12 protein-coding genes are annotated in these 12,662 nt (G+C 72.1%); 3 read left to right on the top strand and 9 right to left on the bottom strand.

Going from position 1 to position 12,662, the window contains the following annotated elements; translation table 11 throughout:
* Positions 1 to 2: 2 nt before the first annotated feature.
* From FM051_RS16285 to FM051_RS16310, 6 genes are all read right to left on the bottom strand, one after another.
* A complete protein-coding gene (locus tag FM051_RS16285) occupies positions 3 to 1,313 on the bottom strand; it encodes an ABC transporter permease (RefSeq protein ID WP_238412422.1) in 1,311 nt (436 codons plus the stop codon).
* Positions 1,310 to 2,044: an ABC transporter ATP-binding protein gene (locus FM051_RS16290; RefSeq protein WP_238412423.1), complete on the bottom strand. Its 735-nt coding sequence runs from the start codon at positions 2,042 to 2,044 to the stop codon at positions 1,310 to 1,312. Before FM051_RS16290 ends, FM051_RS16285 begins: the two co-directional genes overlap by 4 nt.
* Positions 2,041 to 3,024 (bottom strand): efflux RND transporter periplasmic adaptor subunit, encoded by a 984-nt coding sequence (locus FM051_RS16295; RefSeq protein WP_158843790.1) that lies wholly within the window; start codon positions 3,022 to 3,024, stop codon positions 2,041 to 2,043. Before FM051_RS16295 ends, FM051_RS16290 begins: the two co-directional genes overlap by 4 nt.
* Positions 3,025 to 3,227: 203 nt before the next feature.
* The gene (locus tag FM051_RS16300; protein WP_158843791.1) at positions 3,228 to 4,172 is read right to left on the bottom strand and encodes a sporulation protein; all 945 of its coding nucleotides are present in this window, start codon (positions 4,170 to 4,172) and stop codon (positions 3,228 to 3,230) included.
* A gap of 35 nt (positions 4,173 to 4,207) precedes the next feature.
* Positions 4,208 to 5,239 carry a hemolysin family protein gene (locus FM051_RS16305; RefSeq protein WP_158843792.1) on the bottom strand — a complete coding sequence of 344 codons (1,032 nt, stop codon included), beginning with the start codon at positions 5,237 to 5,239 and terminating at the stop codon, positions 4,208 to 4,210.
* Positions 5,236 to 6,534, bottom strand: coding sequence for a hemolysin family protein (locus FM051_RS16310; protein WP_158843793.1), 1,299 nt, complete (start codon positions 6,532 to 6,534; stop codon positions 5,236 to 5,238). The genes FM051_RS16305 and FM051_RS16310 overlap by 4 nt, the downstream gene beginning before the upstream one ends.
* Before the next feature lie 110 nt (positions 6,535 to 6,644).
* Here FM051_RS16310 and FM051_RS16315 point away from each other — a divergent pair, with 110 nt between their 5' ends.
* Positions 6,645 to 7,034 (top strand): helix-turn-helix domain-containing protein, encoded by a 390-nt coding sequence (locus FM051_RS16315; protein ID WP_158843794.1) that lies wholly within the window; start codon positions 6,645 to 6,647, stop codon positions 7,032 to 7,034.
* A 145-nt stretch (positions 7,035 to 7,179) separates the two neighbouring features.
* Here FM051_RS16315 and FM051_RS16320 read toward each other — a convergent pair whose 3' ends face one another.
* Entirely contained in the window at positions 7,180 to 8,136 is a 957-nt protein-coding gene (locus FM051_RS16320) for a cation diffusion facilitator family transporter (RefSeq protein ID WP_238412424.1), read from the bottom strand.
* A gap of 91 nt (positions 8,137 to 8,227) precedes the next feature.
* Between FM051_RS16320 and FM051_RS16325 the strand changes: the two genes are divergently transcribed.
* Both FM051_RS16325 and FM051_RS16330 read left to right on the top strand, forming a co-directional pair.
* On the top strand, positions 8,228 to 8,599 hold the full coding sequence (locus tag FM051_RS16325; RefSeq protein ID WP_158843795.1) for an ArsR/SmtB family transcription factor: 372 nt from the start codon (positions 8,228 to 8,230) through the stop codon (positions 8,597 to 8,599).
* 138 nt (positions 8,600 to 8,737) lie between these two features.
* Positions 8,738 to 8,914 (top strand): hypothetical protein, encoded by a 177-nt coding sequence (locus FM051_RS16330; protein ID WP_238412425.1) that lies wholly within the window; start codon positions 8,738 to 8,740, stop codon positions 8,912 to 8,914.
* A gap of 304 nt (positions 8,915 to 9,218) precedes the next feature.
* Here the strand turns inward: FM051_RS16330 and FM051_RS16335 are convergent, their stop codons facing one another.
* Together FM051_RS16335 and FM051_RS16340 are read right to left on the bottom strand one after the other, a co-directional pair.
* Complete coding sequence (locus FM051_RS16335; RefSeq protein WP_158843797.1) at positions 9,219 to 12,215, bottom strand: AfsR/SARP family transcriptional regulator; 2,997 nt, start codon at positions 12,213 to 12,215, stop codon at positions 9,219 to 9,221.
* Between the two features lie 81 nt (positions 12,216 to 12,296).
* Positions 12,297 to 12,650 (bottom strand): DUF6292 family protein, encoded by a 354-nt coding sequence (locus FM051_RS16340; protein WP_158843798.1) that lies wholly within the window; start codon positions 12,648 to 12,650, stop codon positions 12,297 to 12,299.
* Positions 12,651 to 12,662: the final 12 nt, after the last annotated feature.

Here is a 12,662-nt window from a genome sequence, read left to right on the forward strand (position 1 = left end):
GTTCAGGCCCGCATGACCGTGGCGATGGGGATGCGGGCCGCGCGCAGCGCCGGGATCAGGCCGCCGAGGATGCCGGCCACCAGGCCCGCGACGACGCCCGCCACACCCGCCTGCCACGGGAAGGCCACGCCCTCCAACGACGGGAACCGCGAGCCGAACATCGTCAGCGCGAGCTTCAGCCCCACCACGCCCGCGCCGATCGCCAACGCCGCCGTCAGCAGACCGGTCAGCAGCGTCTCCGCCAGCACGATGCCCGCCAGCAGCAGCCGAGGTGTGCCCACGGCCCGGCGCAGCGCGAACTCCTCGATGCGTTCACCGACGGTGGCCAGGCCGACGTTGAGGATGCCCGCCACGCCGATCAGCAGCACCAGCGCCGCCATGCCGAGGAAGATCCAGCGCATGATCGCCAACTCGGTGGACATGCGCTCCAGCGTCTCCACCGTTTGCACGTGGATGCGGTCTTCCGGCGTGCCGGCGGCGGTGAGCCTGGCCCTCAGGATGTGCTCGACCTCGATCGCGGCCGGGCTCATCAGCACCTGCAGACCGGGGCCGGAGTTGCCGCCGCTCATGCTGGTCACCGGCAGCCAGTTCAGCAGCTCGTCGGACCGGACGTAGGCCGCGGGCTGGTAGCCGCCGTCGTCCACCACGCCGAGGATCTGCGGGGTCGGGTTGGCGGTCGCGCCGTCGACCCGCATCTCCGCAGGCACGTGGTACTGGCTGAAGGCCTTGGCCGCCTCCTCGTTGAGGACCAGCCGCGGCGCCAGCGACGGTTCGCCGCCGAAGTCGAGCCACTGGCCCTGGGACGGGCGGAACGGCCGGAACTGGCGGATGTCGCCGGTCAGCCCGATGAGCTGCAGTTCCACCGCCTGGCCCTCGGGCGCGCCGGCGTTGCCGTCGTTGATCGGGTAGCAGCCGGACTGGTCGCACGTCATGTTGGGGCCGTAGCCGCCGCCGGACTGGTCGATCGGGCCGCCGCCCTCGTTGATCGGCTTCACGCCGGGTTCGCCGATGATCGCGCGGGCGCTGGTCATGGCCACCGAGTCGGTGCGGCCCTCCAGCACTTCCAGCGCCACCGGGACGGTGCGGCCCTCCGGCGACAGGTACATCTGCCGGGTGCCGTCCTTGCCCTGGGACAGCTCGATGTCCGCGAGCATGGCGCGGTTCGCGATCTCCGCGCCCGCCTGCACCACGACCACGGCGAGCACGCCGAGGAACAGGCTGACCATCGACAGGAACGTGCGCAGTTTGCGGGCCCGGATGCCCTGGCCGCCGATGATCAGCGACGCGCGCAGCCGGCCGGACAGCCTGATCACACGACCACCCGCTGCGGGACGGGGTTCAGCACGCCGTCGGACAGGTGCAGCACGCGGCCCATCTTCGCCGCGTGGTCGTGGTCGTGGGTGACCAGCACGAGACCGCAGCCCTGCTCGGTGGCCTGGCGCAGCACGTCCACGACGAGGTTGCCGGTGTCGGTGTCGAGCGCGCCGGTCGGCTCGTCGGCAAGCAGGATGCGCGGCTCGCGCACCAGGGCGCGGGCGATCGCGACGCGTTGCTGCTCACCACCGGACAGCCGCGGCGGCTTGTGCTTGGCCAGGTGGCCGATGCCGACGCGTTCCAACGCCGCCAGCACCTTGGCCTTGCGCTTGCGGCGCGGCAGCCAGCCCTGGCCGTTGACCAGGGCCATCGCCACGTTCTGCGCCGCCGTGAGGTGCTTGAGCAGGAAGAAGCGCTGGAACACGAACCCGAACTCGGCGCTGCGCAACGCGGCGGCCTTGCGCTCGGGGATCTTCGTGATGTCCCGGTCCCCCAACAGGTACTGGCCGCCGTCCGGCCGGTCGAACAGGCCGATGAGGCTGAGCAGCGTGCTCTTGCCCGAGCCGGAACGGCCGAGGATCGCGACGCTGTCGCCGGGGTGCACGGTCAGGTCGACGCCCGCGAGGATCGTGCGCGGCTGGTCCTGGCCCTTGAGGGTCTTGGTCACGCCGATGAGGTTGATCAGCGGCGGCTGGAGCGCCGCCGGCACGAGGAGCGGTGAGGTGGTCACTTCGACCCCGTCTCGGGGCCGCCCTGGCCGTCGGGCGCCGCGGGTGGCAGGTTCGGTCCCGGCACGGCCAGGGTCTCCTCGCCCGTCAGGCCCGCCTTGATCTCCACGACCTTGCCGTCGGTGAGGCCGAGTTCGACGTCCTTGGTCTGCTTCGCGCCGTCCGGGCCGACCACGTCGACCTTGCCCTTGCCCTGGCCGCCCGCCACCGCCTCGACCGGCACGACCAGCGCGTTCTGCGCGGTCGCGGTGACGAGTTCCAGGGTGGCGGCGGCGCCGTTGATCAGCTTCACGTCGCCGGGCGCGGTGCACACCAGGCGCAGGCCGGTCGGCTCGGACGAGTTGCTCGGCTCCTGCGGCTGCTGCTGCACCGGCGGGCCGGGCACGTTGCTGCCGCTCGGCTGGGTGTCCGTGCCCGGCTGCGCGGGCGGCGGCGCCGGGACGGTGCCCACCGGCAGTGCCGCGATCGTGCCGAGCAAGGTGCACGGGAACGGGCCGGGGCCGTTCTTGATCTGCGCCTGCACGACGCCCTGCGCGGCGTCGGCGATCTGGTACGCCTGCTCGCCGTTGATGTCCGCGACGATGCCGTAGCCCGCGTACTTCGCGGACGCGATCGGCATGCCCGCGGTGACGGTGGCGCGGTCGTCCACCAGGCGTCCGCCGAACGTGGAGCCCGCGGGCACGTCCACGTTGTTCGGCTTGCCGTCCAGCCAGACCGTGGCGAACCGGGTCGGCCTGGTCGGCGTGCTGGTCGGCTCGGTCAAGGTCAGGTAGCGCACCTGGCCCGCGACCGGCGACACGATCCCGAACACCGGGTTCATGGTGACCTTGCCGGTCAGGCTGACCTTGTTCGACAGGTCCTGCCTGGTCGGTTTGGTCGTGGTCTGCACGGTGCCGCGCGGGGCGAGCTCCGGGTTGAGCGGCTCCGCTCCGGTCGACGTGCACGCGGCCGCGGTGAACACCGCCGCGGCCAGTCCGCACACGCGGACGAAGGTATTTTTGGACACCGGTCCCCCCAAAGCGAATCCCCTATCCGGTCTCGCCAACTTACCCATATGACGCCGGTGCGGTGAACCGGGTTGCGTCCCAACGGGAAACCGCTCTCACCCCGGCCTGGGGCAAGAGCGGTTTCCCGTGGTCAGGAGCTCAGGCACGGCGTGCGAATTGCCGCGCCCGGTGTCGCGGGTTATTCCTCGAAGCCGAGGTCCTCGCCGCCGTCGAACACCTCTTCCACCACCTCGCCCAGCACCATGCCGCCGACCACGCCTGCCGCGACGCCGCCGACGACCGCGCCCATGCCCGGACCGCGGCGGTGGCCGTGCTGACCGTGCTGACCGGGGTGGCCGTAGCCGGCGTGGCCGCCGCGTTCGGAGACCTGCGCGAGCCACTGGCCGATCGCGCCCGCCCAGTCGGTGTTCACGGCGTCGGCGTGCGAGGCGTGGAACCGGCCGAAGGCGTCGGAGCCGGACGAGAACATGCCGCCGCGCTTGTCCGCCTCCAGCACCACGACCAGCTCGTGCGGGCTGGTCACGAAGGTCAGCTCCACCTGGTTCACCCGGCCCGCGAACTGCGCCGGCGGGAAGAACTCGATCTCCTGGTAGAAGCCGAGCTCCTGGTGCACGCCGTGGATCCGGCCCGCCTCGACGTCCGCCTTCCGGAACTGGAAGCCGAGCTGACCGAACGCGTCGAGCACCCGGTCCTGCGACGGCAGCGGCCCGACCAGCACCGGGTCCAGGTCACCCTTGTCGGGCGCGCCGGAGATCACCAGCTCGGTCCGCACGCCCACCGTCATGCCGGGCAGCGGCTGCCCGCCGACCGCGGTGATCGGGGTCTCCCACGGCACCGGCAGCTGGAACGGCACCGCAACCTGCTGACCGGCCGCGACCCGCACGTCCTGCGCCACGTCGAGGCGCAGGAACTCGGCCGTGCCGCCGAACTCGTGATCGCCGTGCTCGACCTCGACCCTGGTGACCAGGGACAGCACGATCCGGTCGATCCGGGCGTCGCTGCTGCCGCCCTGGATGCGCACCTGGCCGGTGATCACCTGGCCGGGCAGGGCGTGCGGCGAGTCCAGGACGGTGTCGACGGACGGTCCGCCGACGCCGAAAGCGCTGAGCATCCGCTTGAACATGGGGTGACGTCCTCCAGGGGAGCCAATTCGGTTGATCAGTTCGGTTGATCGGTCTCGTCCTCGAAGTCGCCGATCAGCTCTTCGAGGAGGTCTTCGAGGGCGGCGATGCCGACCACGCGGTCGTCCGCGTCGGCCACCAGCGCCAACTGCGCCCGTTCGGCGCGCATCCTGGTCACCGCCGCCGCCACCGGCAGCGCGGCGGACAACGTCAGCGGCACCGTCATCAGGTCACGGGCCGGCGTGTCTTCATCCATCGCGGTCGCGCGCACGGCCTCCCGGATGTGCACCAGGCCGACGAACCGGCCGTCCCGGTCCGTCACCGGGAACCGGGAACGCCCCGACTCGCGGCTGCGGTCCTCGATCGCCCGCGCGCCGGTGTGCTCGGCGACGGTGACCGTCGTCCCGATGGGCACCATCACCTGCGCCACGGTCGTCTGCTGGAGCTGGAGCATCCGGGTCAGCAGCCGGCGCTGGCCCTCCGGGATCAGGCCGTGCTCGGCGGACTGCCGCACCAGCATCCGCACGTCGTCCGGGTGGTGTTCGCGGGTCAGCTCGTTCTTCGGCTGCACCTTCAGCAGGAGCAGCAACGCGTTCGTCATCGCGTTCAGTCCACTGAGGACCCAGCGGACGGCGTGCGTGAACGCCCGGAACGGCATCGCCAGCAGCAGCGCCGACCGCTCCGGGTGGCTGATCGCCCACGACTTCGGGGCCATCTCGCCGACCACCATGTGCAGGAACACCACCAGCACCAGGCTGATCGTGAACGACACCGCGTACGACAGCCCGGACGGCAGACCGACCGCCAGGAACAACGGGGCGACCAGATCCGCCACCGCCGGTTTCGCCAACGCGCCCAAGCCCAACGTGCACAGCGTGATGCCCAACTGCGCGCCCGCGAGCATCAGCGACAACTCGCGCACACCCGCCAACGCGGCCCGTGCCGCCCGGCTGGTCTCCGCGGCCTCCTCGAGGCGGTGGCGCTTCGCCGCCATCAGCGCGAACTCGGCGGCCACGAAGAACGCGTTGGCCGCCAACAGGAACAGGGAGACGAGCAACAACCACGTCATCGCCGCACCGCCGTGCCGAGCAGGACCCGGCTGGGCACGTGCCGCGCCACGGCCGTCACCCGCACCCGGATCGCATCGAGTTCGATCTCGTCACCGACGTCCGGCGTGCGGCCGAGCCGGTACAGCACCAGCCCGGACACGGTGTCGTAGTTGTCGTGCACGGGCAGCTCGATACCGGTTGCGTCGGCGATCTCGTCGATCCGCAACCGGCCGGGCACCTCCCAGCAGCCGTCGGCGCGCTGTTCCACGGTGTCGCGCAGCACGTCGTCCTCGTCGTGGATCTCGCCGACCAGCTCCTCGGCCAGGTCCTCCAACGACACCACGCCCGCGAACCCGCCGAACTCGTCCACCACGCACGCCAACTGGCGGCGTTCGGCGCGCAGCCGTTCCAGCACGGCGGGCAGCGGCAACGTCGACGGCACCACCAGCGCGGGTGATGCGACGTCACCCACGGGTGTGGTGCGACGGCGTTCCGGTGCGATCGTCAGCAGCTCGGCCAACCCGACCACGCCGCGCAGGTCGTCCAGCCCGTCGCCGATGACGGGGAAGCGGGAGTGGCCGGTGTCGAGCAACTCGACCACGCGTGCGGCGGGTTCGTCGGCGCGCACGGTGTGCACCGAGACCCGCGGCGTCATGGCCTGTTCGGCGACCAGGCCGCGGAAGTCCAGGCCGCGGTCGAGCAGGCGGGACAGCTCGGCGTCCAGGTGGCCCTGCGTGGTGGCCTCGCCGATGATCTGCCTCAGGTCGTCCGGGGTGGCGCCCTGCGGCAGTTCCTCGACGGGCTCGATGCCCACTGCTCTGAGGAGCCGGTTGGCCGCCGTGTCGAAGAGGCGGATCAGCGGGCCGGTGACCTTCAGGTAGGCGAGGGTCGAGGTGCTCAGCGCCTTGGCCAGGGTCTCCGGTTTGGCGATGGCGAGGTTCTTGGGGAACAGCTCGCCGAGGACCATCTGGACGCCGGTCGCGAAGATCAGGGCGAACGCCATGGACAGCGACACGGCCAGTGCCGGTGGCAGGCCCGTCACGCCGAGGGCGGTGGCCAGGCCCGCGCCCAGGAGGGGTTCGGCGACGTAACCGGCGAGCAGTGCGGTCACCGTGATGCCGAACTGGGCGCCGGAGAGCATGAAGGAGAGGCGTTGCGTGACCAGGTAGGCGCGTTGGGCGGCTTTGTCGCCGTGCTCGGCCTGGTGGCGGAGGCGGCCCCGGTCCACGGCCATGTAGGCGAATTCCTGGGCCACGAAGTAGCCGGTGGCGATGGTCAGGAGCACGATCGCCAGCGTGCCGGTGAGGATCAACATGGTGCGGTGTCGTTCAGCCGGGCCTGACCCGGCCGGTTACTACAGCCGTCTTCGTCGTCTAGCATACTTCACACTAGCACGTGGCACTGTACGGTTGGGGTGGAGGCGAGGTGACCGAGGTCCTGCTCAAGATCGGCGAGTTGGCCGCTCGGGCCGGCGTCAGCATCCGGACCGTCGACTACTACACGAGCCTCGGGCTGATCTCGCCGGCGCAGCGGACGGCCGGCAACTACCGGCTCTACGAACCCGGTGACGTGGAACGCATCCACCTCGTGCAGCGGCTGGAGGTGCAGGGCGTGCCGCTGGACGAGATCGCGACCGCGTTCAACACCCGGCAGGCCGACGTCGGCCCCATCCTGGACCGGATCGACGAGGACCTGCGGGCGCTGCAGGCGGCGGCCGAATCGGCGTCACCGGAAGCGCACGGCGTGCTGGCGGCCATCGCGACCCGCGTGCACTCCCTGATCACCTTGGCCCTGGAGATCCCTCCCCTGCCCTGAGCCCGCACACAAGATCACCCGGACGAGCTAATCAAGCGTCAATGGGCAACTTTCAGCACACCATTGACGTTGCCGGGAAAGAAGGAGGCGGCAGCGCGGCGGGCAAGGCATCGGCAGCGGCGGACACGGAGTCGGGCGCGATGGGTCAGGCGGGCGCGGTGGCGGGCTCGGTGTGCACGGTGACGGCGGCCAGGCGCGGGACTGCGCGCTTGAGGTGATGCTCGACCTCGTGGGCGATGCGGTGGCCCTGCTCGACGCTGAGGCCCGCGTCCACCGCGATCGCCAGTTCGGCGCGCAGCACGTGCCCGGTCCACCGCATGCGCACGCGCTCGGCCCGCACCACGCCGTCGACCTGTGCGGCGGCGTGTTCGGCGAGGTCCACCGATGCCGGGTCGACCGCGTCCAGCAGGCGGCCGAAGACTTCGGCTGCGGCGTCGCGGAGGACGAACAGGATGGCGATCGTCATGCCCAGGCCGACGAGCGGGTCGGCGGCGGGGAAGCCCAGGGCCACGCCGATTCCGCCCAGCACCACCGCGAGTGAGGTGAAGCCGTCGGTGCGGGCGTGCATGCCGTCGGCGACCAGGGCGGCCGAGCCGATCTCCTGGCCGATCCGGATCCGGTAGCGGGCGACCAGTTCGTTGCCCAGGAAGCCGACCACGCCGGCTGCCGCCACGACCCAGAGGTGCCGCACGGGTTGCGGGTCCAGCAGGCCGCGCACCGACTCGTACCCGGCGAACGCCGCCGACGCGGCGATCACGAGCACGACGGCGACGCCGGCCAGGTCTTCCGCCCTGCCCAGGCCGTAGGTGAAGCGGCGGGACGCGGCGCGGCGGCCCAGCACGAAGGCGATGGCCAGCGGGACGGACGTGAGGGCGTCGGCGAAGTTGTGGACGGTGTCGCCCAGCAGTGCCACCGAGCCGGTGACCAGCACCAACACCGCTTGCGCGACCGCCGTGACGAACAGTGCCGCGAAGGAGATCACCAGGGCACGCATGCCGCGTTTGCTGCCCTCCAGCGCGTTGTCCACGCGGTCCGCCGAACGGTGGCCGTGGCCGTGGCCATGCCCGTGACCGTGGCTGTGATCGTGTGCTCTGCCCGTCACCGTTCCACCCCTCTGGTCGGCCCGCGTGTGAGATCCCTTGTCAGCATACCTGCGCAGTCACGCAGATACGCAAGTAGGTAGGCTTGCGGCCATGCACAGCGCGCTGTCGGACTTCGACATGCCCAACGACGAGCAGGTCCACCTGGCCGCCGAGTCGTTCCGCCTGTTGGCCGATCCCACCCGGATCAAGGTCCTCTGGGCACTGCTCCAGGGCGAGTCGTCGGTGGCGCACCTCGCCGGGCTGGCGGGCGCCGCGCCGACCGCGGTCAGCCAGCACCTGGCCAAGTTGCGCCTCGCGGGTCTGGTGAAGGGCCGGCGGGAGGGCACGTTCGTCTACTACTCCGCCGCCAACGACCACGTGAAATCCCTGCTGGCACAAGCACTTTTCCACGCCGACCACGTGGACCGGGGCATCCCTCCGGCCGACGACGCCGAGCAGGAAGTCGCACACCACAAGCGCTGACGACCACACTCCGGATTCACCCTGACGTCGCAGTGCCTTGGGCATATCAGTCCTGCTCAAGGGGTATCCACACGTCCCCACCCGGTTCAACGAGGAGCAGGACATGGGCACCTCCACCTCTTCCGACGGGAGGTCGTGATGGATTCGCGGGACCTGATCGACATCCGCAGCGGAGATCTGTTCCACCAACCCACCCCCTACGGCCTGGTGTACCCGACGTGCACGGCGGACGGATCGGCGCCGCCCAGCCAGCGCGGCCGGACCTGGGAACACCTCACCGCCTCCGGGCGTGACCTCCGGCCGGTCGCCCGGTGACGCCCGGCGGGTTTCCGCCAACGGGGCCGCAGGCAATCGCCTGCGGCCCCGTCCCTGTTCACCGCCCTGGCACACCGAAAGGCACACACCTAAAGCACACGACCCTGTCGTGCCGGTGTCGTTAGCGTGTTCGCTTCGACGAGGGGACTGAGGAGGAACCGAGTGGTGGAGTTGTTCGACCCGCGCGAGGCCGACGCGACGGATCTGGCCGGGCACTGGGTGGTGCGGGACGGCACGGGGATCGTGGCGTCCTACGCCGCCGCGCGGAGCGCGATCCACGACGCGCCAATGGGGGCGACCGAGTTCAACCATCCCGAGTGGACGGTCGAGCGGGTCCGCGAGACCGAGGCCGAGCTGCGTCGGGACAACGTGGAGCAGCGGGCTGAACGGCCGTCGCGCACACCGGGCAGTCCGGTGCGGCTCGGTCCGGGACGCCGAGCGACGTGAACCCCTCGGCCGCCGCACGCCAGGAGCGCACGGCTTCGTCGTGCCGCTCCAACGCGCACTCCGCCCGTGCGGCCCCGTGGTGTCCGCGTGCTTCCTCGTACCGGTCCCCCACCCGGCGGGCGTATTCGAAGTGCCGCAACGCCAGTTCCGGCTCGCCGGTGGCGAGGCGCAGGAGGCCCAGTTGGTGCCGGACCTCGCCGCGCAACGGCAGGTCGTCCACGACCGCGCTGACCGCCAACGCCGCGTCGAGGTGGTCACGCGCCTGGCTCAACTGCCCGCGCGCCAAGTGCACCGATCCCAGCCCGCACAACGCCTCCCCCTCGTGCCGGTGGGCGCCGAGTTCGCGGAACCGGACCAAAGCGTCGCGGTAGTGGGCGGTCGCGCGGTCGGGTTCTCCGGCCTGGCGGTGGACGTGTCCGAGGTTGAGGGTGGCGGCGGCGATGCCGAAGCGGTTGACGAGTTTCTCGAACGCGGTCAGGGCGCGCTGGCCGTGGTCGAAGGCGCGGGTCGTGTCTCCGAGCCTGAGGTGGAAGCCGCCCAGCGCGGTGTGGGCGACGGCCTCGCCGAACGCGTCGTCCAGGTCGAGCCGCAGTGCCAGCACCCGGTCGCCCTGTTCGACCGCGTCGCGGTACCGGCCGGTGAGGTAGTGCACGATGGCGATGTTGGTCAACGTCCGGGCCGCGCCCGCGTGGTCGCCGAGTTCTTCCCGCAGTGCCAACGCCTCTTCGTAGGCGTCCAACGCGTCGGCGTGCCGTTGGGCCGTGTGGTGGGCGACGCCGAGGGCGTTCAGCAGTTCGGCCTGCACGCGGGGATCGCCGAGGACGCGTGCGGATGCCAGGCCGATCTCGTGGGTGGCGGTCCAGTCGTCCACCAGGACGAGGGTGAACCAGTGCCGCCACAGCACGTTCGGCAGCCGCCAGGCGTGTTCGTGCAGTCCGGCGGAGGCGGCGAGGCGGGTGGCCGCGACGAGGTTGTGCCGTTCGGTCTCCAGCCACCGCGCGGCGGTGTCGCGGTCGCCGGAGTCCGCGTCGGTCTCGACCGCGGCCACCGCCGTCGTCGCCCGCTCCAGGTACCGGTCGAGCACCCGGACCACGGCGACGCGTCTCTCCTCGGGATCGGCCGGCTCGGCGGCGTACACGCGCAGCAGGTCGTGCAGCCGGTAGCGGTCGAGTCCGATCTCCTCCACCAGGTGCCCGGAGGCCAGCACGGCGAGCTGGTCGTGCACGTCCGCCCCTGCCGCCGCGGACGCGGCCTCCGCGTCGAAATCCGGTCCCGGTAGCGCGCTCAGCCGCCGGAACAGGCACGCCACGTCCGACGGTAGCGCCTGGTACGACCACGAGAAGACGGCCCGGACGGCGGAGGACGGGTCGTCGGGTGGTGACAGCAGGTCGATCCGCCTGGTCTCGTCGGCCAACTGCCCGGCCAGCGCCTTGAGCGTCACGGCGGGCCGCCGCACGGCCCGGTGCGCCGCGACCCGCAGCGCCAGCGGCAGGCCGCCGCACAGGGCGACCAGTCGTGCGGCGGCGACCGGCTCGGCGTCCACCCGCCTGCCCAACACAGCGCGCAGCAACGCCACCCCGTCGTCCGGTGACAGCGGCACGACGGCGAACGGGTGGGCGCCGTCGCGGGCCGCGCGCCCGGCGAGTTCGGCGCGGCTGGTCACCACGACCGCGCACCCGGTCGCGCCGGGCAGCAGCGGCCGGACCTGTTCGGCCGACCGGGCGTTGTCCAGCACCACCAGGACCCGGCGGTCGGCGAGGAGTGACCGGCACAGCGCCGACCGTTCGGCCTCGCTCTCCGGCACGTGGTCGCGGTGCACGCCCAGTGCGTGCAGGAACTCGGCCAGCACCGCGCGGGGCGGCACGGGTTCGCCGGCGCCGTGGCCGCCGAGGTCGGCGTAGAGCTGGCCGTCGGGGAACCGGTCGGTGACGCGGTGCGCCCAGTGCAGCGCGAGCGCGGTCTTGCCGACGCCGGGTGTGCCGACGAGCGCGATCACGACGGGTCCGGTGGTGGGTGTGGCGAGCAGGTCGTCCAACGCGGTCAGGTAGTCGTCGCGGGCGACGAGTCCACCGGCGGCGGGCAGTTGGCGGGGTGTGGGCGCGGCGGCGGGGGTCGCGGTGTCGGCGTCGTCGAGCAGCCGCTGGTGCAGGTGCCGCAGGTCCGCGCCCGGTTCGACGCCGGCGTGCTCGACGAGCAGCCCGCGCAGCCGCCGGTAGACCTCCAGGGCCTCGACCCGCCGGCCGCAGCGGTGCAGGGCGAGCATCAACGCGCCCGCCACCCGTTCCCGGCCGGGGTGTTCGGCGGCCAGCGCGGTGAGCTCGCCGACCACGTCGTGGTGCCGGCCCAGTTCCAGGTCGGCCTCGATCCGGTCCTCCAGGGCGGCCAGGCGTTCCTCGGCGAGCGCGACGACCAGCCGGTCGCGCAGCGGGCCGTCGGCGGTGTCGGCCAGCGCGACGCCGCGCCACTCGGCCAGGGCCGCCGCGAGCAGCCGCCGTCGCACCGCCACGTCCGGACAGGCCCGCGCTTCCGCCGTGACCGAGCGGAACCGGTGCAGGTCGACGTCGTCCGGGTCGATGGCGAGCCGGTAGCCGCCGCCCGCGCTGACCAGTCCGACGCCCAGCCCGCCGAGCAGCTTGCGCAGCCGCGACACGTAGACCTGGAGCGTGCCGCGGGCGGTGGGCGGCGGCACGTCCCACAGCGCCTCCGCCAACCGCGCCACCGGCACGACCCGGCCGGCTTCGGAACCGAGCACCGCCAGCACGCACCGCAGCTGCGGGCCGGGCACGGGGATGAGGCGGCCCGCGTGCGCCACCTCGACCGGCCCCAGGATCGCCAACCGCACCGTGCCCCCCATGTCGGGGAACCCAGCGAAACGGCGGGCCCGGACACAGGTTGTCCGGCCGTTCGGACGCTGTCCCGGACAGCGGCGCGCGGGTCAGCGGGCGGTCAGCAGTCCGTCGTCGGGCACCAGGTCCAGGTCGTCCACCCACCGCGCCACGGCCGTGGGCTCCGGGCGCACCGGGCCGCGCAGCCTGGCCAGCACGAACGGCGGTTCGGCGCTGTCGGTCTCCACCGCGACCGCCCAGCCGCGTTCCTCGTCCCACAGCAGCGCCACGTCCCGGTCGGCGAACCCCGGCAGGTGGCCGTCCAGGGCGAGGTACGCGCTCAGGTACGAGCCGTCCGCCTGCACGTACGAACACTCACCGCTGAGCCCTAGCGCGCGGGTCACCTGCGAGACGTAGGCGAGGAGTTCGCGCACGGCGTCGTCGTCCTCGAATTCCCACTCCACCACGCACCACCA

The organism is Saccharothrix deserti (assembly GCF_009769385.1).
In the GTDB taxonomy this organism is placed as follows: domain Bacteria; phylum Actinomycetota; class Actinomycetes; order Mycobacteriales; family Pseudonocardiaceae; genus Actinosynnema; species Actinosynnema deserti.